Annotated in this window: 25 protein-coding genes; 12 read left to right on the top strand and 13 right to left on the bottom strand. The window is 66.7% G+C overall.

Features of this window, described 5'->3' with window-relative positions:
- Window positions 1–10: 10 nt before the first annotated feature.
- The 4 genes from ETX26_RS12145 to ETX26_RS12160 all read right to left on the bottom strand — a co-directional run bounded on the left by ETX26_RS12145 (window position 11) and on the right by ETX26_RS12160 (window position 4897).
- Window positions 11–1366, bottom strand: a complete 1356-nt coding sequence (locus ETX26_RS12145; protein WP_129524932.1) for a M48 family metalloprotease — start codon at window positions 1364–1366, stop codon at window positions 11–13.
- A 66-nt stretch (window positions 1367–1432) separates the two neighbouring features.
- Window positions 1433–2533 carry an App1 family protein gene (locus tag ETX26_RS12150; RefSeq protein ID WP_129524933.1) on the bottom strand — a complete coding sequence of 367 codons (1101 nt, stop codon included), beginning with the start codon at window positions 2531–2533 and terminating at the stop codon, window positions 1433–1435.
- A 52-nt stretch (window positions 2534–2585) separates the two neighbouring features.
- Window positions 2586–4082, bottom strand: coding sequence for a PAS domain-containing protein (locus tag ETX26_RS12155; RefSeq protein ID WP_129524934.1), 1497 nt, complete (start codon window positions 4080–4082; stop codon window positions 2586–2588).
- A 65-nt stretch (window positions 4083–4147) separates the two neighbouring features.
- Window positions 4148–4897: a sterol desaturase family protein gene (locus tag ETX26_RS12160; protein WP_129525365.1), complete on the bottom strand. Its 750-nt coding sequence runs from the start codon at window positions 4895–4897 to the stop codon at window positions 4148–4150.
- A 119-nt stretch (window positions 4898–5016) separates the two neighbouring features.
- Between ETX26_RS12160 and ETX26_RS12165 the strand changes: the two genes are divergently transcribed.
- Both ETX26_RS12165 and map read left to right on the top strand, forming a co-directional pair.
- On the top strand, window positions 5017–5241 hold the full coding sequence (locus ETX26_RS12165; RefSeq protein ID WP_129524935.1) for a ParD-like family protein: 225 nt from the start codon (window positions 5017–5019) through the stop codon (window positions 5239–5241).
- Window positions 5225–6013, top strand: coding sequence for a type I methionyl aminopeptidase (gene map, locus ETX26_RS12170; protein WP_129524936.1), 789 nt, complete (start codon window positions 5225–5227; stop codon window positions 6011–6013). The genes ETX26_RS12165 and map overlap by 17 nt, the downstream gene beginning before the upstream one ends.
- A gap of 11 nt (window positions 6014–6024) precedes the next feature.
- Here map and ETX26_RS12175 read toward each other — a convergent pair whose 3' ends face one another.
- The 3 genes from ETX26_RS12175 to ETX26_RS12185 form a co-directional block, all read right to left on the bottom strand.
- The gene (locus tag ETX26_RS12175) at window positions 6025–6552 is read right to left on the bottom strand and encodes a hypothetical protein (protein WP_129524937.1); all 528 of its coding nucleotides are present in this window, start codon (window positions 6550–6552) and stop codon (window positions 6025–6027) included.
- A gap of 66 nt (window positions 6553–6618) precedes the next feature.
- Window positions 6619–7611: a sulfur carrier protein ThiS gene (gene thiS, locus ETX26_RS12180; RefSeq protein ID WP_129524938.1), complete on the bottom strand. Its 993-nt coding sequence runs from the start codon at window positions 7609–7611 to the stop codon at window positions 6619–6621.
- A 17-nt stretch (window positions 7612–7628) separates the two neighbouring features.
- On the bottom strand, window positions 7629–8000 hold the full coding sequence (locus tag ETX26_RS12185) for a MerC domain-containing protein (RefSeq protein ID WP_129524939.1): 372 nt from the start codon (window positions 7998–8000) through the stop codon (window positions 7629–7631).
- Between the two features lie 104 nt (window positions 8001–8104).
- Between ETX26_RS12185 and ETX26_RS12190 the strand changes: the two genes are divergently transcribed.
- The 8 genes from ETX26_RS12190 to ETX26_RS12225 all read left to right on the top strand — a co-directional run bounded on the left by ETX26_RS12190 (window position 8105) and on the right by ETX26_RS12225 (window position 17087).
- Window positions 8105–9166, top strand: a complete 1062-nt coding sequence (locus ETX26_RS12190; protein WP_129524940.1) for a COX15/CtaA family protein — start codon at window positions 8105–8107, stop codon at window positions 9164–9166.
- Entirely contained in the window at window positions 9163–9483 is a 321-nt protein-coding gene (cutA, locus tag ETX26_RS12195) for a divalent-cation tolerance protein CutA (protein ID WP_225425759.1), read from the top strand. The genes ETX26_RS12190 and cutA overlap by 4 nt, the downstream gene beginning before the upstream one ends.
- Window positions 9480–10208: a hypothetical protein gene (locus ETX26_RS12200; RefSeq protein ID WP_129524942.1), complete on the top strand. Its 729-nt coding sequence runs from the start codon at window positions 9480–9482 to the stop codon at window positions 10206–10208. The genes cutA and ETX26_RS12200 overlap by 4 nt, the downstream gene beginning before the upstream one ends.
- Window positions 10209–10343: 135 nt before the next feature.
- Entirely contained in the window at window positions 10344–10823 is a 480-nt protein-coding gene (gene rplM, locus ETX26_RS12205) for a 50S ribosomal protein L13 (protein ID WP_129524943.1), read from the top strand.
- Window positions 10823–11338, top strand: coding sequence for a 30S ribosomal protein S9 (rpsI, locus tag ETX26_RS12210; RefSeq protein ID WP_129524944.1), 516 nt, complete (start codon window positions 10823–10825; stop codon window positions 11336–11338). The genes rplM and rpsI overlap by 1 nt, the downstream gene beginning before the upstream one ends.
- A 131-nt stretch (window positions 11339–11469) precedes the next feature.
- Entirely contained in the window at window positions 11470–13134 is a 1665-nt protein-coding gene (gene ybaL, locus ETX26_RS12215) for a YbaL family putative K(+) efflux transporter (RefSeq protein WP_129524945.1), read from the top strand.
- 114 nt (window positions 13135–13248) lie between these two features.
- Window positions 13249–16041, top strand: a complete 2793-nt coding sequence (locus tag ETX26_RS12220; RefSeq protein ID WP_225425760.1) for a TonB-dependent receptor — start codon at window positions 13249–13251, stop codon at window positions 16039–16041.
- 74 nt (window positions 16042–16115) lie between these two features.
- The gene (locus ETX26_RS12225; RefSeq protein ID WP_263853393.1) at window positions 16116–17087 is read left to right on the top strand and encodes a phytase; all 972 of its coding nucleotides are present in this window, start codon (window positions 16116–16118) and stop codon (window positions 17085–17087) included.
- A 13-nt stretch (window positions 17088–17100) separates the two neighbouring features.
- Here the strand turns inward: ETX26_RS12225 and ETX26_RS12230 are convergent, their stop codons facing one another.
- The 3 genes from ETX26_RS12230 to ETX26_RS12240 are packed head-to-tail and all read right to left on the bottom strand — an operon-like array spanning window position 17101 to window position 19110.
- Complete coding sequence (locus ETX26_RS12230) at window positions 17101–17961, bottom strand: metallophosphoesterase family protein (RefSeq protein WP_129524947.1); 861 nt, start codon at window positions 17959–17961, stop codon at window positions 17101–17103.
- On the bottom strand, window positions 17951–18796 hold the full coding sequence (locus ETX26_RS12235; protein ID WP_165271765.1) for a diacylglycerol kinase family protein: 846 nt from the start codon (window positions 18794–18796) through the stop codon (window positions 17951–17953). The genes ETX26_RS12230 and ETX26_RS12235 overlap by 11 nt, the downstream gene beginning before the upstream one ends.
- Before the next feature lie 47 nt (window positions 18797–18843).
- Complete coding sequence (locus ETX26_RS12240; RefSeq protein ID WP_129524949.1) at window positions 18844–19110, bottom strand: hypothetical protein; 267 nt, start codon at window positions 19108–19110, stop codon at window positions 18844–18846.
- 208 nt (window positions 19111–19318) lie between these two features.
- Here ETX26_RS12240 and ETX26_RS14360 point away from each other — a divergent pair, with 208 nt between their 5' ends.
- On the top strand, window positions 19319–19612 hold the full coding sequence (locus ETX26_RS14360; RefSeq protein ID WP_165271766.1) for a UrcA family protein: 294 nt from the start codon (window positions 19319–19321) through the stop codon (window positions 19610–19612).
- Window positions 19613–19685: 73 nt separating this feature from the next.
- Here the strand turns inward: ETX26_RS14360 and ETX26_RS12250 are convergent, their stop codons facing one another.
- The 3 genes from ETX26_RS12250 to ETX26_RS12260 form a co-directional block, all read right to left on the bottom strand.
- A complete protein-coding gene (locus ETX26_RS12250) occupies window positions 19686–20426 on the bottom strand; it encodes a LytR/AlgR family response regulator transcription factor (protein ID WP_129524951.1) in 741 nt (246 codons plus the stop codon).
- On the bottom strand, window positions 20419–21660 hold the full coding sequence (locus tag ETX26_RS12255) for a sensor histidine kinase (RefSeq protein WP_129524952.1): 1242 nt from the start codon (window positions 21658–21660) through the stop codon (window positions 20419–20421). The genes ETX26_RS12250 and ETX26_RS12255 overlap by 8 nt, the downstream gene beginning before the upstream one ends.
- A gap of 85 nt (window positions 21661–21745) precedes the next feature.
- The gene (locus ETX26_RS12260; protein ID WP_129524953.1) at window positions 21746–23287 is read right to left on the bottom strand and encodes a fumarate hydratase; all 1542 of its coding nucleotides are present in this window, start codon (window positions 23285–23287) and stop codon (window positions 21746–21748) included.
- A gap of 151 nt (window positions 23288–23438) precedes the next feature.
- Here ETX26_RS12260 and ETX26_RS12265 point away from each other — a divergent pair, with 151 nt between their 5' ends.
- A complete protein-coding gene (locus ETX26_RS12265; protein WP_129524954.1) occupies window positions 23439–24056 on the top strand; it encodes a protein-L-isoaspartate O-methyltransferase family protein in 618 nt (205 codons plus the stop codon).
- Window positions 24057–24058 lie beyond the last annotated feature (2 nt).

Raw genomic sequence — 24058 nt, forward strand, 5'->3', positions numbered from 1 at the left:
GCTGCGAGCGCTACCGGCGCTCCCGCTCGCGTTCAAGCGCGGCGCGGGCCTGGAGCGCAATGTCCTGCGCGCGGATCCAGTCGGGCGAGCCATCGGGAAGGCCCGCCTCCGCCGCCTGCGCGCTGCGGATGGCCTGCGCGTACTGCCGGTTCATCACCTGCTGTTCGGCACTTGCCAGCCGCGCGCGCGGCATGTCGCCTTTCGCGGCGTAGACAACACCGAGCTGGTACCAGGCGAAGGGATTGAGGCGGTCGCGGCCGACCGCCGCGCGCAGCACGCGCTCGGCCTCGTCGAAATGCGTCCGATCCTCGGTCGCGATCAGCGCATGGCCGAACATCGAGGCGATCAGCGGCTGGTTGCGCGTAAGGTCTGTCGCACGCCGCAGCGGCTCGATTGCTTCCTCAGGCCTGCCCGATTCGAGCAGCACCTGGCCCTTGAGTTCGAGAAAATAGGGGTCGTCCGGCGCGATCTCCAGCAAGGCGTCGGTCTCCGCCAGCGCCTTGTCCATCTGGGCGTCCTTGTGCCAGGCGTAGGCACGAGCGTAGCGCGCGGGAACGCCCGACATCGTCTCGGGATAGGTCTGCAGCGTGCGCTCAGGCGGCTTCTGGTATCCGAACAGCTTGGCCTTCACCCGTTCGAAACGCCGCTGCAGTCCGGCATCGTCCGGCGCGTCCCAGGCAGGATCTCTGGTGTAGACCTCGCGCAAGCGCGCAATGCGTTCGCCGGAGAGAGGGTGCGTGCGGCTGAAGGCGGCTTCGTCGTCCTGGCTGTAGCCGTAGCGGAACTCCTGGTTCTGCAGTTTGCCGAAGAAGGCAAGCGATCCGCGGCCGGAAATGCCGGCCTTGGAGAGATACTCGGCACCGGCGGCGTCGGCGGAGGATTCCTGCACGCGGCTGAAGGCGAGATACTTGCCCAGCGCCGCGCGCTGACCCGCCATGATCATGCCCATCGCCGCGTCGCCCGCACCTGCCAGTGCCGCGCCCACGCCGAGCAGCAGCGAGAGGATCGAGATATTGGTCGCCGCCCCCGCCCCTTCCGAATGGCGGATGATGTGTCCGCCGGTGATATGGCCGAGCTCGTGGGCGATCACCCCCTGGACTTCGTTGGCGGTCTCGGCGGCATCGATCAGGCCGGTGTGGATGTAAACCGCCTGTCCGCCGGCCACGAAGGCATTGATCGACGGATCGTTGATCAGCACGATCTCGACATTGCCCGGCTGGAGGCCGGCTGCCTCGACCAGCGGTGCGGCCATGTCGTCGAGCAGGGCCTCGGTCTCCGCATCGCGCAGGATCGATTGCGCCGCCGCCGGCTGCGCGATCAGCGAAACGACCGCAATCAGCGCGAGGAATCGGGCGAGGAACTGCATCGCGCCCTTGCTAGCGGTTTGAGGGCTGAACCGCCAATGAAGATAGCTGGTCGGCACCGGCTGCCCTCACGGCGCCTCGTGCGCCTGCTCGACCGTCTCGACGATACGCGCCGCATCGCCCCGCGGCCTGAGCCCCGCCGCACGCAGGAACTCCTGCCCGACCTGATAGCTCTCGCCCAGCCACAGCGGGACGCCGGCGGCTTCGATCGCTGCCTTGCCCGCGAGCTCGTCGGGCGAGAGCGGCTCGCCGGTCGCGGTCCGGATGAACACCGCGGCGACCCGGCCGAGGTTCCTGCGCACCACGTCGGCGTAGGCGGGCAGGTCGCCTTGCGTATCGTCGCCGATCAGCGCGAAGCGCATGTCGGGGTACATCGCCATGACGGTGTCGATGGCGGCACGCTTGTGCTCCCCGTGACTCGCGGGGCCGAGCGTCGCCCGGTCCAGGCCCCAGTCGCGCAGCAGCAGCGGCCCGAGCGGGAGCTTGCGGCCGCGCAGGAAGGCGACGAGATACGAAAACAGGTTCCATGGGCTGGACGAGACGTAGAAGAACGGCCGGTGCGTGGCGGGGATCGCATCGCCTGCGCCGCCCCGCCCCGGCAGCACCGCGCCGCCGCCGAGTGCGCCGTAGAATGCGTCCACCCCGGGCACGGCAATACGCTCGTCGGGCAGCTCGGCCAACACCCGGCGCCAGTTGCGCATCATCTGGCGAAAACCGCCGGTGATGCCGGTTTCGACGATCGTATCGTCTATGTCCGAGATTACCGCGAGCCGCGTGGCGCTGCCGGGCACGAGCACATGCCCTTCGACGCATTGCGGGCCATCCCGGTTCAGCCAGTGCAGACAGACGATTTCCCATGCCGGGTGATGCGGCAGCGTCCAGCCACTTTCGAGCGCGACCTCGAAGCGGACGAAACCTTCGCGGTCGGTCGTGGCAAATTGCTCCGTCCGGCGTCCTTCGGGCGACTTGAGCTCGAGCCGCACGTCGAGGCCGGCGGCTTCGCGTGACGCGAACTGCGCGAGCATCGTGCGCATGGCCTGGAGCCGCCCGCCGTTCTCGAAGCCGGGCTTGCCGGATCGCAGCGCACGGGCCGCGATTACCAGGCGCTCGCGGCTGCGATAACCGAAGTATGGTTGCAGGCGAACGGGATGACCGGCGAAGAAATCCATGGCCTGCGAGTAAGTAGCGCTCGCGGCCGGGCGAAGATAGCCTGCGCGGCTCTCAGGCGACGAGCTTGCGTCCGACGCGCTCGATCAGCGCCGGGTCGTCGGAGACTTCGCCAATCACCGCCACGTCGCCGTCCACGCGGCGGATCACGACGAGGCCAAATTCGGCGCCCTGCGCTGAAATCGCCTCGAACCCGCGCGGCTCGATGGCGCGCAGCTTTCCGGCGAGCTGTGCGCGGGGCGCATTCGCCCTGGCTGCCTTGCCGCTCTCTTCGCGGCGCAGCTTGCGCTCGGCCTTGACGACGCCCTTGAGACCACCTTCGGCATCCGCAAGGAAATCGGCGAGCGTTCCACGCGCAAGACCCAAGCGGCGGGCGTGGCCGAGAACCGCGGCATATTCGGTGAGGCGCGTCTTGTCGTAATCGGCGCCGAAGACCAGCTTGACCACCGGCGTCATGGGCGCGCGTTCCTGCACCTTCAGTCCGTTTTGCGCGACGAGTTCCGCGAATTCGCCAGGCGCAGCCTCCGCCGCGAGGCCGAAGTCGTAGGCCCTGCCGACTGCGGCGTAGAGCGCGGCCCGGCTGCGGTCTTCGCAGTTCAGCGCCGCGCGGGCGCACTCGCGCGCCGCCGCAAGGCTGGCGAGCAGGTCCTGTTCGCCGAAATCGTGGTCGGCAGGGGAAAGGATCGGCTCGTCGGGTTCGCGCGCAAGAGCGTAGGGCTTCTTGGGGGTCTGATGGCGCGCGATCATCGCGGCCATGCGCCAGGAGCCCTGCGGTTCCCCCGTATCCTCTTGCTCGGCGTCGCCGTCGATGTCGCCGAACGCCGGCGCGGGATAGTCGGCAGCGGCCATTGCGGAAGCATCCGATGCATCCAGCGTAGCGATGTCGTCGACCGGGCGGTCCGCCCAGTCGGTGACGGGGTCCGGATGGCGCGGCCCGGCGTCGGTTGGTTCATCCGGATCGAGCGCCTGGTCGATTTCCAGCATGAGCTCGTCGGTGGTATGCTGGTCGGCGATCTCCTTCCAGTTGATCACGCCGTAGATGAAGTCGATCGTATCGTCGTCGCTCGAGAACGGCAGGAGGATGCCGCGATAGAGGATCGTCGCTCCGCGCTGGTTCACGAATTCGGCCTCGAAGCCGATCGGCGCCTGGTTGGCGAGGATCTGCATGTAATGGTCGGTGATCCGGCTCAGCAGCGAGCGGGCAGGCACATCGGCGAGCGATTCTATCTCGCCATCGGCTCCGCACTCCACCCCGAGTTCGGCGCCGAGATATTGCACGGCAGGGTTCTCGATCCCCGCTGTGAAGTCCAGCAGAACGCTGTGAGGGCCGAAGTCGGGCAGGCCGGCGGGATCGAGATCCTCGATCGATGGGAAGTTGCGGTCGGCGAGAAGGCTCGCCCAATGATTGTAGGCGCGCACCTGCATGCGCCGCTCGTCGCTGCCGATTGCGGTGGGCGGCGGTTCGTGCGCACCTTCATCCTCGGCAGGATCGAAGCCGCGATCATCGTCGCCGTACTCCGGCGAATCGAAAGTGCCGCGCAGTGTGTCCATCGCCTTTGTCGAAGCCCCCGATGCGTGTTGGGGCCCCTTTCTGGCGCGACGTGGTAAACTTACCGTTAAGTCGCGCCGGGGTTGGCGGGGTCCGCGTGCGCCAGCGTCTCCGAGATCCCCTGGTCGGTCCCGCACAGGCGATCCCAGACACGGAAATAGAGGCCGTAGTTGCACGTATATTGCTCGTGGTGACGCTGATGATGACTGGCGGTGATCAGCCATTTGCCCAGGCGCGAGCGGAGGAGGGCGCGAGGAAGGATCTCCCACCCGACGTGATTGATCACTCCCATCACGGTCATGACCGCCAGCACCAGAGCGAGCACGGCGACGTGGACCGGGATCACAAACACGAGCGCGGGGATCACCACCGCCCCCGTCACGGCCTCGATTGGATGAAAGCTCATCGCGGCCCAGGCGGTCGGCGGGCGGCTCGCGTGATGGACGGCGTGGGCCATGCGGAACGGCCGCGGGCGGTGCATCCACCGATGCGTCCAGTAGAACCAGGTATCGTGCGCGAGGAGATAGAGGATCAGCGACAGCGGAAGATACCACAGCGGGTACGCCGCCCAGTCGGTATAGATCAGGGTCCAGCCGCGTTCCTGCCAGGCCCAGGCGACCACGCCGGCGGGAATGCCGTAGATCGCGGCGGAAAGTAGCGACCAGCCGATCTCACGCCGGATCTGCCGTCCGGAGCGGGCGTAAAGGCCGGGGTGCACACATGTTGTCGCGAAAGCGAACAAGCCGCTTGCTGCGAGATAACGCAGAGCCACGATCGCGGTCATCGCCAGCGCGGAGAGGATGATGGCAAGGGTCATCGCAGCCACATTATGCCGCAACGCGATACGGCGCGACAGTGCCTGACCGCTCGTCATGCATTGATCCTAATTCATGTAATCGATATATGGTCCATATACGGATCATATGGAGACGCCGCATGGGTATCGTCAGCATCGACGACGAACTGCACGAACAGGTGCGCCGGGCGAGCAAGGTATCGTTCCGCTCGATCAACGCGCAGGCTGCCTACTGGATCAAGATCGGCCTGCTGTGCGAGACCAATCCGGCGCTCAGCTTTGTGGAAATCATCGAGCGCGAACGCAGCTCCGCGGGCGTCTCGGCGCCGTCTTTGACCGAGACGCGGCATGACGAAGCGGCCTGAGGAACTGGCGCTGCTGGCGGAATCCGGCCGGCTCCTCGCATCGGTGTTCGAGATGCTGGACCGGGTACCGCTCGCGGGCTTGTCGACTCTCCAGATCGACCAGATGGTCGAGCGTTTCATCGTCGGCGATCTTGATGCGCGGCCCGCCAGCAAGGGCCAGTACGGGTACGGCTTCGTGCTGAACTCCTCCGTGAACGAGGTGGTCTGCCACGGCGTTCCGTCGGCCGAGGAGGTGCTGCGGGAGGGGGACATCGTCAATCTCGACATCACGCTCGAGAAGAACGGCTATATCGCCGACTCGAGCAAGACTTATCTCGTCGGCGAGGTCGAGCCTGCCGCGAAGAGGCTGGTCAGGACCGCCTACGACGCCATGTGGATGGGCATTCGGGCGGTCCGCCCGGGGGCGCGGCTCGGCGACGTCGGCTGGGCGATCGAGCGGCATGCCAAGCGGTGCGGCTATTCGGTCGTGCGCGAATATTGTGGCCACGGCATCGGCCGCGAGATGCACGAGGAGCCGCAAGTGCTCCACTTCGGAAAGCCCGGAACCGGGCTGGTCCTGCGCGAGGGCATGGTCTTCACGATCGAGCCGATGCTCAATCGGGGTCGGCGGGCGGTGAGGACCGAGGCCGACGGCTGGACCGTCGTGACCAGAGACGGATCGCTGTCCGCTCAGTTCGAACACACGGTCGCAGTCACCGCATCGGGTGTCTCGGTCCTGACCCTGCGGCCCGAAGAGCGCGGTATGGTCGAGAGGACGAAGCTGGTCGCCTGACGCGCGCGGGCTCAGGCCGCCTCGCGCGCAATGTATTCCGGATAGAAGCTCGGCGCCCGGTCCGACCAGCCCGGTGCCGTCGCGGCCGCCTCGCTCAGCGACTGGAGAAGGATCTTGCGCCAACCGGGAGTGATCTGGGGCAGGGCGCTGGCGGCACAGAAAGCGCTCGGCAGCCACGGCCGCGCGTCGGCGCCCAGGAGCCGTTCGTAGAGAAAGCGGAACGCAGAGAAACTCTCTATCCGCTCCTGCGCCAGGTCGAAGGCGGTGACGCGGACCAGCTTCCCGATGAAGCTTTCGATACTGTCGAGGCCGGTCGCCGCGGGTATCATTGCGCGCAAGGCCTTGATGTCCTGATAGACGACGTACTGGCTGCGGATCGCCGCGTTCTCGCCAGCATCGCGGGCCCAGAGCTTGAACGCGTCGCCGCGCCCGAGGCCGATGTCGAGGCTGCGGCGGATGTAGCGCTGCTCGGCAGCCGTGAAGCTCGCGAACTCGCGCATCTCGGCAATCGTCAGCGATGCGGTTCCAGTCTTGGCCATAGCAGCGGCTCCCCTGTCGCGGGGACTATTCGCCGAACTGGGTTAATTCCCGGTAACCACGCGGCGCTAGATCAGTCCCGCGAGCGGGCTGCTCGGATCGGCGTACTTGCGTGTCGCCATGCGGCCCGCGAGATAGGCGTCGCGTCCCGCTTCGACCGCGGATTTCATCGCGCGGGCCATGCGAATCGGGTCCTTCGCTTCGGCAATGGCAGTGTTCATCAATACGCCGTCGCAGCCGAGCTCCATCGCGACCGCAGCGTCGCTCGCGGTGCCGACCCCCGCGTCGACCAGCACCGGCACGTTCGCACCCTCCACGATCAGGCGGATCGTCACGCGGTTCTGAATGCCGAGGCCCGAGCCGATCGGTGCGCCGAGCGGCATGACCGCGACCGCGCCCGCATCCTCGAGCTGCTTGGCCGCGATCGGGTCGTCGACGCAGTAGACCATCGGCAGGAACCCTTCGCTCGCGAGCGTCTCGGTCGCGCGTAGAGTTTCCCGCATGTCGGGATAGAGCGTACGCGCCTCGCCCAGCACTTCCAGCTTGACCAGATCCCAGCCGCCCGCCTCGCGCGCCAGGCGCAGGGTGCGGATCGCTTCCTCTGCGGTGAAACAGCCCGCGGTGTTGGGCAGATAGGTGACTTTCTTCGGGTCGATAAAGTCGGTCAGCATCGGCGCCTTGGGGTCGCTGACGTTCACCCGGCGCACCGCGACCGTGACGATCTCCGCGCCAGAAGCTTCCAGTGCGGCCGCGTTCTGCGCGAAGTCCTTGTACTTGCCGGTGCCGACGATCAGCCGCGAGCGGAACGTGCGCCCGGCAACCGTCCAGGTGTCGTCGCTGCCCGCCGCATGGTCGCCGCCGCCGACGAAGTGCACGATCTCGAGCACGTCGCCATCGGCCAGCGCCGCCTGCGCGAGCGTCGAGCGCGGGACGATCTCGCCGTTTCGTTCGACCGCCACTTTCTCCGGCACGAGTTCGAGCTCGCGCACCAGCGCAGCGATGGTCGGGGCGGAGGTGCGGCGCGTCTCGCCGTTGACGGTCAGGCTGAGGGGGGCTGTCATGCCCCGCCAGATAGCGCTCAATGCGCGTGGCGCAAGTTGAGGAAGTGGCCGATCGAAACGAGCGAGACACCGATCACCGTCAGCACGACCTCGCCCGCGCCGTGCGGCATAGCCAGCGCACCGCCCATGAAAGTAAGGCCGGTCATCGCCGTCACGAACGGCGCGGCACGGCGGTGCGTCAGCGCGCCCCAGCCGATCGCCACCGCCGCGATCACCAGCGCGACCGCAAGCCCGATGCGGTGAATCGCCGGCGCGAGGAGAAACTCGCCGCCGATGCCCAGCGCCGACACGATGACGATCGAAGCCAGGCAATGCAGCACGCATAGCCCGGAAAGAACGACGCCGGCGCGGTCGAGCCGCGTGCGAATCGGAGAAAGCAGGTTACTCATTGGCGAGGCCCATTTATGTGACACTGTATCATTGCGCAAGCGCCAATTCGCTGAACGGGTAAAGTTCTTGCGATTCGCAGAGCGGCGACGCATCAGGCGGGCCCATGGTCTTCACCACGCACTTCGGCGGGAGCACAGCCGTGCTGACGCCCGCTACCGCCCGCCCCGCCGCCCTTGCCCGCTGGCTCTGGATCGTCGCCTGGCTGGTTGTCGCGATGGTCGTGGTCGGCGGTATCACCCGCCTCACCGAATCGGGCCTGTCGATCACGGAATGGAAACCGGTCACGGGAGCGATCCCTCCCCTCAGCGAAGCGCAGTGGCGGGCGGAGTTCGAAGCATATCAGCAGATCGGCGAGTACCGGCAGATCACCGGCCCCGCCGGAATGACGCTCGCGGATTACAAGTTCATCTATTTCTGGGAATGGGCGCATCGCCTGCTCGGCCGCCTGATCGGACTTGCCTTCGCCCTGCCGCTCGCCTGGTACTGGGTTCGCGGCGCGATCCCCAAAGGCTACAAGCCCCGCCTGCTCGCGCTGCTCGCGCTGGGAGGTCTGCAAGGGGCGTTCGGCTGGTTCATGGTTCGCTCGGGTCTGTCGGGCGAGGTGACCGACGTCAGCCATTTCTGGCTGTCGATACATCTGCTCACCGCGCTGTTCACTCTCGGCGGCCTGGTGTGGACGGCGCTCGACCTCGACCGCCTGGCGAAGATCCCTGGCGCACGTCCGGCGCGACTCGGCGGGTTTGCGCTGGTCGCCGCGCTCGTCCTGTTCGTCCAGCTCCTGCTCGGCGCCTGGGTCGCCGGCCTCAATGCGGGGCTGGCGTCCGATACCTGGCCGCTGATGCAGGGGCGCTTCGTGCCCGAGTTCGACGCTTCGCGCGGCCTGTTCTGGGCCGTGACGCACGATCCGTTCCTGATCCACTTTCTCCACCGCTGGTGGGCCTGGGCCGCGGTAGCGGCGCTGATCGTTCTCGCGCGCAGAGTCCGCCCGCTCGAGCGGCGTGCGTCGATCGCTATCCATGCGGCCTTCGGCACGCAGATAATTCTCGGCATCGCAACCGTCTGGACGGGCGTGTCGCTATGGGTCGCGACCGCGCATCAGTTCGTCGGCGCACTGCTGGTGATGGCGACCGCATGGGGCGCCCATATCCTGGGGCGGCGGCCGTGAGCGCACTCGTCTGGTGCCCTTGCCCGGACCAGGAAACCGCCACGTCGCTCGCTCGCACGCTCGTCGAAGAGAAGCTCGCCGCCTGTGGCAATGTGATCGGCCCTATCCATTCGGTCTTCTGCTGGCGCGGCGAAATCAGCGAAGCCGGCGAGGTCGGACTTCTGCTGAAGACCGACGCCGCCCTGCTGCAGCAGGCGGTCGCGCGGCTCGAGGATGTGCATCCATACGATGAACCCGCCGTGCTCGGCTGGCAGTGCGACGCCGCGGGCGAGGCAACGGCGGCCTGGCTCGGCGCCCTAGCCGGGATGCGCGGGTGACCGCGATGCTCCGCCGGCGGCGGGCGCTTGCGGTTCTGGGAATCGCCATCGGTTCCGCTTTCGCCGGAACACCGGCCTGCGTCCGGACTGCCGCAGCCACCGGGTTCCGAGCACCGGACGAGCCCATGCGGCTCACGCGGGTGCTCGAGCGTGAACTCGGCGACGGCGCCAGGATCACGGTCACGCGCACCTGGCAGGTGCGGTTCGTTGCCCGCAAGTCGGGATATCTGGTCGAGGGCGAACAGGTGGCGGTTGAGGTCGACGCGCCGCCGCGTCTCGCCCCACTGGCGGACGTCGAACGGAAGAACCGGCAGGCCGGGCCTTTTCCCCTTGTGCTGGATAACGCCGGGCTGATCGTGAGTGATGGCGCCACAGGCGTGGCGCCGATCCCGGGCTTGGAAGAGGCGGCACGAGAGTATCTGCAAGGGGCCCCCGCGGAACGGCGCGCGGAGGCGATGCAGTACGTCCTCGCCATTCAGCAGGCGGGCGCCGCGATGGCAAGCCGCTGGCCGGAGGACCTGTTCTATCCGGTCGCCACACCCCGCACCGAGGAGCGTGCGCTGCCGCTGCCAGACGGCGGCACCGGCACGATCAGCGTCAGCTTTGGAGGCGCGCTCTCTGCCGACGGAGACCGTCTCGACATGGCGCAGCGGCGGATCGTGACGATCGCCGGCGGCAGTACACGGGTTTCGCGGGAAATCTGGCGGCTCGAACCTCTCCAGTAGGCCGCGGTATTATTTTACCTCCATCGGAGCCCCCGGATTTGCTTGACTTTCGGGCGGTCCGACGACAAATGCGCCGCTCCCGCGCCCGCTCTCATGTGGATTCGCGGTGAGAGACATTTCGAAGGAATTGAAGCCATGAAGGCGCTCCACAAGAGCACCCGGTCGATCAAGCCGGCCGAGGTCGAGAAGAAATGGCACCTGATCGATGCCGAGGGCCTGGTCGTCGGCCGCCTCGCCGCGATCGTCGCCAATATCCTGCGCGGCAAGCACAAGCCGAGCTATACTCCGCATGTCGACTGCGGCGATCACGTGATCGTGATCAACGCCGACAAGGTGCGGTTCACCGGTAACAAGCTGGGCGACAAGAAGTACTACAAGCACACCGGCTATGCCGGCGGGATCAAGGAAACGACCCCGGCCAAGGTGCTCGAAGGCCGCTTCCCCGAGCGTGTGCTCGAAAAGGCTGTCGAGCGCATGATTCCGCGCGGCCCCCTTGGCCGTCAGCAGATGAAGGCGCTGCACCTCTATGCCGGCACCGAGCACCCGCACGACGGGCAGCAGCCCGAAGTGCTCGACGTCGCCTCCATGAACCGCAAGAACAAGGTTACCGCCTGATGGCTGACGAGAAGAACACCGTGTCCGACCTGTCGGACCTGAAGAACATCGCCGGCGACGCCCCTGAAAGCGATGCGGCGACTGTCGCCGAAAGCACCGCGCCGCTGCGCGAGCAGGAGCTCGATCAGCAAGGCCGCGCCTACGCCACCGGCCGCCGCAAGGACGCCGTGGCCCGCGTGTGGATCAAGCCGGGCAAGGGCACGATCACCATCAACGGCCGCGACCAGGAAACCTACTTCGCACGGCCGACGCTGCGCCTGATCATCAACCAGCCCTTCGCGATCACCGATCGCGCGGACCAGTTCGACGTCGTCGCGACGGTCAAGGGCGGCGGACTTTCGGGCCAGGCGGGCGCCGTGAAGCACGGCATCTCACAGGCGCTCGCAAAGTATGAGCCGGCGCTGCGCTCCACGGTCAAGGCCGCCGGCTTCCTCACCCGCGACAGCCGCGTGGTCGAGCGCAAGAAGTACGGCCGCGCCAAGGCTCGCCGCAGCTTCCAGTTCTCGAAGCGCTAACGCCTTCCTGAACGCAGACAAACGGAAGGGCGGTCCCGCGAGGGGCCGCCCTTTTTGTATCCGATCGGCACCTTTGGATTGACCGGCCTTCGCTCCTGCAAGAGTGTCGGAAGGCAAGCCGAGGAGACTGCATGCCGCATCACGCGCCGCTCATGGGCACGATCGTCGCAGGTTTCGTCGTCGCGTTCCTGATGGGGGCGCTGGCGCACAAGCTGCGCGTCTCTCCGGTGGCGGGGTATCTCCTCGCAGGTGTGATCGTCGGCCCCTTCACACCCGGCTTTGTCGCCGACATCGCGCTGGCCAACGAGCTGGCGGAGCTCGGCGTAATGCTGCTGATGTTCGGGGTCGGGCTGCACTTCTCGCTCCGCGACCTGCTCTCCGTGAAGAACATCGCCGTGCCCGGCGCGGTGATTCAGATCGCAGTGGCGACCGCACTCGGGCTTGGGCTCGCGCTCTACCTCGGCTGGTCGGTCGCGGCGGGGCTGGTCTTCGGCCTCGCGCTGTCGGTTGCGAGCACCGTCGTGCTGCTGCGCGCACTCCAGGCCCGGAACCTGGTCGAGACCGATCGCGGACGGATCGCGGTCGGCTGGCTGATCGTCGAGGACCTGGCGATGATCCTCGCGCTGGTCCTGCTCCCCGCCATGGCCGGCATGTTCGAAGGGGAGCCGGGCGAAGGCGCAAGCGGCAGCGGCCTGCTGACTGCCCTTGCACTTACCGTGCTCAAGGTTGGCGGCTTCCTCGCCTTCATGCTGATCGTGGCCCGGCGGGTCATCCCGGCGGCGCTGCATTGGACCGCGCACACCGGATCGCGCGAACTCTTCCGCCTGGCCGTGCTGTCGATCGCGCTGGGCGTCGCGCTGGGCGCGGCCTATGTGTTCGACGTCTCCTTCGCACTCGGCGCCTTCTTCGCCGGCATGATCCTGGGCGAGACGCAGTTGAGCCGTCGCGCCGCGGAAGAGACTCTGCCCCTGCGCGACGCATTCGCGGTACTGTTCTTCGTCTCGGTCGGCATGCTGTTCGACCCCTCGGTGATGGTGGAGCAGCCCGGGCCGGTTGTCGCCACGGTCGCTATCATCGTGATCGGAAAATCACTCGCTGCCTATGGCATCGTGCGGGCGTTCGGGCACGACAACAACATTGCGTTGACCGTTGCAGGAAGCCTCGCCCAGATCGGCGAGTTCTCATTCATCCTGGCGGGCTTGGGAATGCAGCTCGGCATCCTGCCGCCGGAAGGCCGCGACCTGATTCTCGCCGGCGCGATCTTCTCGATTCTCTTCAATCCGCTGATCTTCACACTTGTCGCGGGGCGTCTCGGCGAGGTGAAGCGGCGCGAAGAGGCGGACGCGCGGGAGCGCGAGGACGCCCGCCAGCGCGAACGGCGCGAGCACGTGATCCTCGTCGGGCACGGCCGCGTCGGGAGACTGATTGCGGAAGGCGCCGCGCACCGCGGCCGGGCGCTGGTCGTCATCGAAGAGCAGGTAGACTTCGCGCGTGCGGCGGAGGCGGCCGGGCGAGAGGTCGTGATCGGCAACGCGACCAATCCGCACGTCCTCGACGAGGCGGGCATCCAGCAGGCGTCCAAGCTGATCATCGCGATTCCCGAGGGCTTCGAGGGCGGAGCGATCGCCGCGCACGCGCGGCGTCTGAATCCCGGGGTCGTCATCTTCGCGCGCGCCCATTCGGACGAGGAGGTCGACTATCTCCAACGGCTCGGCGTCGACCACGTGATCATGGGTGAGCGTGAGATCGCACGCGCCATTCTCGGCCTCGCCGCAACCAGCCGCCCGGCCGCCTGACTCGAATCGGCCCCGGATTGTTCCGGCAATCATCGTTCCGTCATACGACTGCCACGCGCGTGTAACGCGCGCACCCTAGCGGCCCCTCCAACACGGTTCAGGAGGGCAAGAGAAATGTTCAGCCGCAAGTGCTATCTGCTTTCATCCGCCAGCATGGTACTGGCGGCCGCGATGGCAAGTCCGGCCTCGGCCGGCGACCTCGTCGGCGGCGTCTACGACGCGAGCGAGACGATCGCCCTGCAGGCCGCGCAAGTGCGGCTTATCGAACTGGATAGAGTCGCGACGACCGAGCGAGACGGCAGCTTTGCCTTTCCCGACGTGCCGGCCGGTGAATACACCCTCGAAGTCAACTATGTCGGCGCGCCGAGCGTCCGCCAGACCGTGAGCGTTCCGGCAGACGGCTACGTCCGCACCGACGTGCTGATCGGCGGCGACGACGCGCGCGAGATCCTGGTCGTCGGCCAGAGCGCCAATCTCGCGAGCGCCCTGTCGCGCAAGCGCGGGAACGACGGCGTGAGCGACGTGCTGACGCGCGACGCGATCGGCCAGTTCCCCGACCAGAACGTCGCCGAGTCGCTGCGTCGCCTGCCTGGCGTCAACGTGCTCAACGACCAGGGCGAGGGCCGCTTTGTCTCGATTCGGGGACTCGATCCGGAGCTCAACGCAACCTCGCTCAACGGCGTGCGCCTGCCGGCCCCGGAATCGGACGTCCGCTCGGTCGCGCTCGACGTCATATCGAGCGACATCATCGAATCGATCGAGATCAAGAAGTCGCTGACACCCGACATGGATGCGGACACGATCGGCGCCTCGATCGAAATCGAGACGACCAGCGCCTTCGACCGCAAGAAGGACCTGCTCACTGCCAAGATCGAGGGTAGCTACAACGACTACGCCGACCACGTCTCGCCCAAGGGCAGCATCGATTTCGCCGCCAAGCTGAGCGACAACTTCGGCGTGTCCGGCGGCGCATCGTACTACAAGCGCAAGTTCGAGACCGACAACATCGAGGCCGACGGCTGGGACGACGACGACGGGCTGATCTACGCCGAGGAAGTCAACTACCGCGACTACGACGTGGAGCGGGAGCGGATCAGCGCCAATCTCAACTTCGACCTGCGGCTGAGCGACACGACCGAGCTCTACCTGCGCGGCCTCTACAGCCAGTTCGACGACCAGGAATATCGCCGTGAGGTCTCGCTGAAGTTCGGCGAAGCGCCGAGCTCGGGCAGCGGAACGAGCGTCGAGTTCGACGACGCCGACGGCGAGATCGAGGTGCAGCGCTCGATCAAGGACCGTTTCGAGACGCAGCGCATCCGCTCGATCGTCCTCGGCGGCGAGACCGACACCGGTGACTGGAAGGCCAGCTATTCGGCGAGCTGGGCCAAGTCGACCGAGAACGAGGACGGCTCGGTCGATCCGGCCAATTTCGAGGCAGGCTTCGAGGAAAGCGGTCTGGCTGTCGGCGTCGACTATTCCGATCCGCGCAAGCCGCTCTATTCGGTCAGCGGGTCGAACGCCGCGGCCTTCTTCGATCCCCTCGAATATGAGCTCGACGACATCACCGTTACCGCTCTTTCCAACTCGCAGGACGAAGAGTTCGCCGCCAAGTTCGACCTTGGCCGCGAGTTCGTCACCGACGGCGGCACGTTCACCGTGCAGGGCGGCGCCAAGGCGCGCTGGCGCGACAAGAGCTACAACCTAGAGGCGCGCTATTTCGAGAATGACGATCTGACGCTGGCTGACGTTCTCGGCGAGCAGACCTACCGCCTCACCGACATCTCGCCGGTCCCGAACTATCACGGCGCGCGTGACCTCCTGTTCGGCAATCCCGGCGATTTCACACTGGTCCCGCTCGACAGTGATTTCGATAGTGCAGTGGAGGACTATTCGGTCACTGAAGACATTCTTGCCGGCTACCTGCTCGGCCGCTGGGACAGCGCCACGCTGCGGGTGATCGGCGGCGTCCGCTACGAGCGGACCAAGAACGACATCACCGGCAACGAAGTCCTGCTGGTGGAAGACGAGGCCGTAACCGTCTCCCCGGTCACGTACGAGCGTGACTACGAGCACTGGCTGCCCAGCCTCACCATCCGTTACGAGCCGGTGCCCGACCTGGTGCTGCGCGCCGCCGGCTATCGCAGCTTGATGCGGCCCAAGCTGTCCAAGCTCGCCCCGCGCTTCGTCGTGGAGGAGAACGACGACGGTGAGCGCGAGGGCGAGTTCGGCAATCCCGACCTGCTGCCCTACGAGGCGTGGAACCTCGATGCTTCGGCCGAATGGTACTTCTCCGGCAACGGGGCAATCACCGCGGCGGTGTTCTACAAGGACATCAAGAACTTCATCGTCGACACCGTGCGCGAGGACGATGTCTATCAGGGGATCGAGTTCGACGAGGCGACGATTCCGATCAACGGCGAGAGCGCGGAAGTCTTCGGCGTCGAGCTTTCGGTCGCGCAGAAGTTCGACATGCTGCCGGCGCCGCTCGACGGGCTGCTGATGCAGGCGAACTATACCTATACCGACGCGACCGGGCTCGTCCCGAACGACGGCGATCCCATGGACCTGCGCGAGATCACGCTGCCAGCGACCTCGAAACACACGGCCAATGTCGCCCTGGGATACGAAAAGGGCCCCATCAGCTTGCGTCTCGCAGGCACCTATCGCGACTCCTATCTCGACGAGCTGGGCGACGACGCCCAGGAAGATCGCCTGGTCGACGACCACTTCCAGCTCGATCTCAGCGCTAAGTACCGCGTCAGCGACAACGTTCAGCTCTTCTATGAATGGGTGAACATCAACAACGCCAAGTACTTCGCCTACAACACCTATGGCGGGCGCAGGAATCTCTACCAGTACGAAGAATACAGCTGGACCATGAAATTCGGGGCGAGGGTGAACTTTTGATGAAAAACCTTTCCAAGCTTCTTCCGCTCGCTGCAGTTCTTGCCATTGTAAGCGGTTGTGCGACCACGCCGATCATGGGCGATCCCGCGGTCGAGGTCACTGCGTCCGCCGAGACCCACCCGGTCGGCACTGCGAATGCGGATGCCGCGGACGATCCCGCGATATGGCGCAATGCCGAAGACCCGGCGGCGAGCCTGATCGTCGCGACCGACAAGAAAGCCGGGCTCTACGTCTATGGACTGGATGGTCTGGCCCACCACTTTCTCCCCGGTGGCCGGCTCAACAACGTCGATATCTTCGAGCTTGCCGACGGCACCGTGCTCGTGGGTGCCAGCGAGCGAACCGATCCCGCCAATGCCAAGGTGGCGCTGTTCACCCTCGACACAAGGCGCGGCGAGCTGCGCCATGTGACCACGATCGATGTCGGACCCGGAGAAGGCTACGGCTTCTGCATGGGGCCGGGGCGCGATGGTGCCGACGTCATGCTCTATTCGCCGGTCAAGGAGGGCTCGCTCCACGGCCAGGCGCTGCGCTGGAACGGCGGCAACGCCACGGTCGAGACCGTGTTCCGGCACGAGTTGGCTTCGCAGCCGGAGGGCTGTGTGGTCGATCCGCGCGACGGCACGCTCTACGTCGGCGAGGAGATGGCGGGCATCTGGCGCTTCCGCATGGACGGGACGCCCGAGGAGCGGGCGGGCGAACTGGTCGCGCGGGTCGACAACGCCATGCTGGTCGCCGATGTCGAAGGCTTGGCCATCGTGCCCGAGGGCGACCGCGGCGGGCTTCTGGTCGCGTCGAGCCAAGGCGACAATGCCTACGCCGTGTTCCGGCTGCCCGGAATGGAGCCGGTCGGCCGCTTCCGGATCGCGGCCGGCCGTGTCGGCAGCGCCGAGGAGACCGATGGCATCGATCTCAAGCTCGGCGACTTCGGCCCCGAGTTCCCGGCAGGCCTGTTCATCGCGCAGGACGGCATGAACGAGCCGGAGGCTCAGAACTTCAAGCTCGTGCGGTGGGATAGCGTGCTCGAGGCGCTCGGCGAGCGCTAGTCGCGCGCCGGCCTCAGTGCACCGGTGGGTCGGTGCGCGGGATCTGCCGTACGGGCGCGACCGGCTCGCCCGGCTGGCGCGGGGGCCGTGCATCCTCAGGCACGTCGTCGATCTGCATGTCGCGCGTCCGCACGTCTTCGAGGTTGCGGACGCGCACGTGCAGGGCGGTGCCGTTCCACGTCAACTCATTGAAGCTGGGCGGCGTCGAACGCGTGCGCTTCGACAATGTCCCGGCGCCGATCATGCGAACGGGCCCGTTCGGCGTTTCCTCGACGATGTCGAACGCGTCGTGGACGTGCCCACTCAGTACGGCCAGCACCGGCCGCCGAGCGAGTTCCGCGAGCGCCTTGCTCCCGCCCCTCGTCAGCGCCGTGCCCGCAGTTCCGACCTCGCGTAGCGGATGGTGGCAAGCGACCAGCGCCTGCACACCTTCGGGCAGGCCATCGAGCGCAGCCAGACACCTTCTCAATGCACGGCGGCTGACCCAGCCTTTCGACCAGTTCAAGCGCGGCTGCGCGCGTACCGCCGTCTTGAGCGGCACGATCGCGAGACCCGGCAGATCGATTTCCCGCTCGACCCGGTCTGCGATGCCGCGGATGCGGCGGTACGGCTGGAAGAACCGTTCGACGAGATTGAAATACGGCAGGTCGTGATTGCCGACCTCGACCGTTACCGGCACGTCGAGCGACTTGATCCAGTGGCATGCGGCGTCGAACTCGCGCGTCCGGGCGCGCATCGTCAGGTCGCCCGTGATCGCGACCGCATCGGGTCGGCGTTCGACGATCTCCTGCTTCACCCAATCGAGGGCGCGGTTGTCCTCGAGCCCGAAGTGAATGTCGCTCACATGAAAGAGGAGCGTTTTCTCAGCAGCCATTCTGCGTCGCTAGCAGATCGACCTCGCACGCGGCCACGGCGAATTCCTCGCGCGGCCGCCCCTGCGCGTGTTCGCCATCGATCAGCAGGCCGATCGGCCGGCCGTCGAGATCGGCAACCGCGACGCGATCGACGAGCCCGAGCCGATCGTGCGGCCCCTCGCGGAACTGGCGGCGCAGAAGCGCCCAACCCTGCTGGAGGAATTCACCCGCGTTCTCGGCATGATAGGCATCGAGCTGCAGGCCCCAAGCGCCGGGGGTGACTTCGATCAGCGGATAGCCGTCTTCGCGGCCCAGGCGCGGTTCGGCGCAGCGCAGCATCGAGCCGCCGGTGGTTTCCGCGAGAGCTTCCCCCGCGCTTTCTGCCATCTCCGCGATGTCGACGTCGCGCAGCGCCTCGCGCACGGCATACCAGGACGTGCCGGGACCGGCGAGCAGTCCGGCCAGGGCATCGCCGTAGTCCGTGCGCGCGATCGGCGGCCGCACGCGCCGCGCGGCCCCGGCGCCGGCTCGCGCGACAATCTCCTCCGCAGGGGCGTCGCCGTGCAGCCGCCGGGCGAGGAGGTTCATCGTTCCGCCCGGCAGGACCAGAATGGCACCGCCCCAGCCGTAGAGACCGGTCACCGCGGCATTCACCGTTCCGTCGCCTGCGTAGACCGCCAGGGTATCGATCCCCGCGGCATCGAGCGCGGCTGCATCCGGCAGCGATTCGTCAGGGAATGCGATGCGCCGCTCGAGCGTGAAACCATTGTCGCCGCAGCACGTCTCCAGCGCCTCGATAGCGGCGGGACTGTTGCTGCCGCTTGCCCGATTGGCGATCAGCCAGAGGGAGCGCATTCGCATCATGGCGGAATAGCGCCGGAAGTCGCCCAGCGTTCCAGCGCCTAGACCCGGCCGCTCAGTATCAGCCAGGCGGAAGCGATATTGAGTCCGGTGTAGAGCAGATAGGCCCAGGCCAGCGAAGGCCAGCCGTTGGCGACCAGCAGCATGGCCGCGAGCAGCACGAGGAACTCGGTCACCAGCGTGATCCGTCCGCCCAGCATATGCACGAACCAGGGCATCCGGCCCAGCAGCGGATGGCCGCTCTCGAGCACCGCCTTGTGCATCGCGAAGTTTCCAACCCCCAGAATGAAGATGAAGATCACGGCCATCGCCGCACCATGCACCAGCGCCCGTCGCTTGCCAAACGCGGTTCGTCGGGCGGTTCGGTGTATCGGTCGGGCGGGCGCATCGCCGGTCGACGGGTGGCGGCACGCAGTCGATGGACGCGCGCGAACGGCGCCAAGCAGGCGTATCTGTCGATCTTGCGAGCGGGCCTTCTCCCCCAACAGGCCCCTCGCAAGATGGAGGACACGAACCATGAAGCGCCACCTTGTCGCCCTGACCGCCGCCGCCGTTCTCGGCGCCGCCGCCACCCCGGCTTTCGCGGAAAGCCTGTCCATCCCCTACCAGGACCTGAATCTCGCCACCGCGGAGGGGCAGAAGACGCTCGACCTCCGCATCGAGAAGGCCGTCCGCGATTTCTGCGCGATGAACCCCAGGACCGGCTCACGCATCATCTCCGGCGAATCTCGGCAGTGCTACGCCGAAATGAAAAAGCAGGTTCAGACCCAATTCGCTGCCATCGTCGACAGGCAGCGGCTAGGCGGCTGAAACACTCCACAGCCGCTGCTTCGGCCCGGACCGGTCCAGTCCCCCGGTCCGGGCCGACTTCGTTTTCCAGTATCTATCGGCCCGCCATTGCCTTGACCTTGGGCAAGTAGGTCCGCCCGATCCGCAGCGCCTCGCCGTCTTCCAGTTCGGCCGACCATACGCCGAGGCCGTCGTGGCGCAGGCCGCGAATGCGATCCTTGCGCAGAATCGTGGAGCGGTGAATGCGGATGAACTCGGCCGGATCGAGCCGCTCCTCCAGGCCTGCAATGGTCTGCAGCAGCAGATAGCTGCGATCGCCGAGGTGGAGCCGCACGTAGTCGCGCTCCGCGTCGATCCGGTGAACCTGGTCGACGTCGACCCGCAGCAGTTCGGAACGGTGTGGCACCCAAAGTTCCTTCAGCCAGCGGCTCTCCGCACGCGACGGGCGCGCACCGCGCGAGACGGCGCGTTCGATGGCGCGCGCCAGCCGATCGCGCGCAACAGGCTTGAGAACGTAGTCGACAGCGTCGAGATCGAATGCCTCGACCGCGAAGTGATCGTGGGCGGTGACGAAGATCACCGCAGGGCGCCGCTCGCGCCCTGCGAGCTTGCGCGCGACGGCCAGACCGTCGACCTCCGGCATCGTCATGTCGAGCAGCACGAGATCGGGTGTCAGCGCATCGATCAGGCGCAGCGCGGCCGCCCCGTCGCTGGCCGTACCGACCACGGCAAGTTGCGGCAGCTTGGCGCAGATCACCTGCATGCGTTCGACTGCAAGCGGCTCATCGTCGACGATCAAGGTGCGCAGCGGGTTTGTCTCGGATTCGTCAGCCATGGTTCACCAGCGGAATGCGGATTTCGGTGAGATAGCCGCCGTCGACCGGACCGGAGGTCACGGCAGCTTCGTTGCCGAAGCGCGCCTGCAGTCGGTCGCGGACGTTCGCGAGACCGATGCCGAAGCCCGAATCGCAGGCGTGCGATGCGCCGGGCCCGTTGTCCTCGACCGTGATCGCGAGCCTTCCGTAATCCTCGCGGGCAGCGACACGGATCGTCACCGGGACCTTGTGCGGCGCGACGGCGTATTTGACGGAGTTCTCCACCAGCGGTTGCAGGATCATGCCCGGTACGCGCGCTTCGGCGAGATCTTGGGGAAGGTCGAACACCGCTTCGAGCCGGTCGGGAAAGCGAACCGACTCGATCGCCAGATACTGGCGCTGCAGCTCGAACTCGTCGGCAAGCGCGACATCGCCGGTCGGATCGTCGGCAAGGCTGTGGCGATAGAAGCTGGAGATCGACTGGATCATCGTCTCCGCCCGCTCGGTCTTGCCGGTCATCACGAGCGCAGAAAGCGAGTTCAGGGTGTTGAACAGGAAGTGCGGATTGACCTGGTAGCGCAGGGAGCGGAGCTCGGCCGCCTTCGCCGCGCTGCGAAATCGCTCCTCGCGCCGCTCGGCCGCCCGCGCCTGGGCACCTGCCAGCATCGCGAAATAGAGCGAGGCCCAGGCGAGCAACAGGAAATAGCGACCCAGCGCGATGTCGACGACCTGCAACCACTGATCGAGCCGCGTCGGGGCGGGTGCGATCATCACGCTCGTCGGCGCACCGGGGGTAACCTGATCGCTACTGACGCCGAGGCCGGTGAGGTCGCGAAAACGCTCGGGCGGGATGTCGACCAGCAGGTTGCCCGCCTCGTCGCGGCGTATGTTGATCCCGCGCTCCTCGCCGAAGCTCCTTTCGACCTGCCTTTGGATGTCGGCGAAGATCCATTGATTGGTCTGCGCGATTGGCACCGAGATCGGAATCGCCACGAGCACCGCTGCCAGGATCTTCACCCACAGCGCGCGATCGTCGAACAGGCGCAGAATGGCCCACAACAGCACCGTCATTCCGATGCCGACGAGAGTCACCACCCCGCGACGCCAGAGCATTTCCTCTTGCGGTTCGAGCCCCACGATCCCGGCCCGCACGGTGGTGAGCAGGAAATAGCACAACCACAGCCCAACCATCGAGGCGAGGACGGTGACGACCGGCACGCGGGTGCGGGCTTCGGAAAATATCTGACGAGCCATGATCCAGACTTTTCGCTCTAGCTGCGACCGGTGCCGTCTAACCAGCGCGGTCGTCGGAACGCCTCGACGCTTCGTCGAACAGCGTTCACGCGCTTTCGAGCAGCCCTTCGCGTGCGATCCGCTCCTTCCACTGCGCGGGCGCAAGTGTATGGACATTGTTGCCCTGCGCATCGACCGCGACTGTCACCGGCATGTCCTCGACCGTGAATTCGTAGATCGCTTCCATGCCGAGATCCTCGAACGCGACGACCTTGGCGTCCTTGATCGCGCGCGCGACGAGATAGGCCGCGCCGCCGGTCGCCATCAGGTAGGCGACCTTGAAGCGGCTGATCACCTGAACCGCGTCGTGCCCGCGCTCGGCCTTGCCGATCATCGCGAGCAGGCCGAGGTCGAGCATCATCTCGGTGAACTTGTCCATCCGCGTCGCGGTGGTCGGGCCGGCGGGGCCGACGACCTCGCCCAGGACCGGATCGACCGGGCCGACATAGTAGATCGCGCGGCCGCGGAAATCGACCGGCAGCTCCTCGCCCTTCGCCAGCATGTCCTGGATGCGCTTGTGCGCGGCATCGCGGCCGGTGAGCATCTTCCCGGAAAGCAGCAGCCGGCCGCCATGCTGCCAGCTCTCCACCTCTTCCTTGGTGAGGGTGTCGAGATTCACGCGCCGGGCGGAGGCATCGGGCTTCCAATGCACATCGGGCCATTCGTCGAGCTTCGGCGGCTCGAGATAGGTCGGCCCGGAGCCGTCGAGCACGAAATGCGCGTGGCGCGTGGCGGCGCAGTTCGGGATCATCGCCACCGGCTTCCCGGCCGCGTGGCACGGGGCGTCGTAGATCTTCACGTCGAGCACGGTCGATAGCCCGCCGAGCCCCTGCGCACCGACACCCTGCGCGTTGACCGCGTCGTAGATCTCGATCCGCAGCCGCTCGATGTCGGTCTGAGGCCCGCGCGCCTTGAGCTGCGCCATGTCGATCGGCTCCATCAGGCTCTGCTTGGCGAGCTTGACGCAGTGTTCGGCCGTGCCGCCGATGCCGATCCCGAGCATTCCCGGGGGGCACCAGCCGGCGCCCATCGAGGGGATCTGCTCGAGCACCCACGCGACAATATTGTCGCTCGGGTTCATCATCTTGAACTTCGACTTGTTCTCGCTGCCGCCACCCTTGGCCGCGACGTCGATCTCGACCTTGTCGCCCGGCACCATCTCGACCGAGAGAACGCAGGGCGTGTTGTCGCGGGTGTTGCGGCGGGTGAAGGCCGGATCGGCAAGGATCGAGGCGCGCAGTTTGTTGTCCGGGTGGGTGTAGGCCCGCCGAACGCCCTCGTCGACGACCTCCTGCAGGCTCCTGGCCGAATCGAGGCGGCAGTCCTGCCCCCATTTGACGAAGACGTTGACGATTCCCGTGTCCTGGCAGATCGGCCGGTGCCCTTCGGCGCACATGCGGCTGTTGGTCAGGATCTGCGCGATCGCGTCTTTCGCGGCCGGGCCTTGCTCTGCCTCGTAGGCTGCGCCGAGCGCGCGGATATAGTCCATCGGATGGTAGTAGGAGATGTACTGGAGCGCGTCCGCCACGCTCTCGATCAGGTCCCCCTCGCGGATCGTTACGAGGGGCCGCCCATCAAAGTCGCTCATCGAAGCCAGGTTCCTTCCTATCGATTGGCGAATCCCATAGGCGCGGGCGGTGCCTAGCGTCAAAGCGCTTGGCCGGGCGGGGCGATACGCCTAAAGCCATGCCCGATTGACCAACTGTATTAAGCGTGTAATACAGCGCGCCGAGGCCCACATGACACTTGCCGAAACCCGCACCGCCCAGACCAGCGCCGTTGAGGCCGACTTCGCTGCCGCCAGGCGCGCGATGATCGACAGCCAGCTCCGGACAAGCGGCGTCAACACCGCCTTCGTGCTCGAGCGGATGAGCGCCGTGGCGCGCGAGGCGCACGTTCCGGAAGGCGCGCGCGGGGTCGCCTACATGGATCGCGGGATCGCCTTCGACGGTGGTGGGCACATTGCCGCACCGCTGTTCTACGGGATGGCCTTGCAGGAAGCGCGCCCCGGACCGAGCGACGAGGTTCTCGTGGTCGATGGCGGCAGCGGATATCTGCCTGCGCTGCTGGAGCCGCTCGTGAAGTCGGTCAAGGTGATCACGCCCGAGCAAGCGCTGGGTTCGCTGCGCGGAACATTCTCGCTGATCCTGATCGACGGCGCGGTCGAGCAGTTCCCCGATACGCTGGGCCGCCGCCTCGCCGAGGACGGGCGCGTCGTGACCGGTCTCGTCTCCAGCGGTGTGACGCGACTCGCGATCGGCCGGCCGGCCGGCGGCGCGATCGGCTGGCTCCGCCTGGCGGAGATCGGCATCCCGCGCATGAGGCAGTTCGACGCCCCGAAACGGTGGAGCTTCTGACA

Source organism: Pelagerythrobacter rhizovicinus (assembly GCF_004135625.1).
GTDB lineage: Bacteria > Pseudomonadota > Alphaproteobacteria > Sphingomonadales > Sphingomonadaceae > Pelagerythrobacter > Pelagerythrobacter rhizovicinus.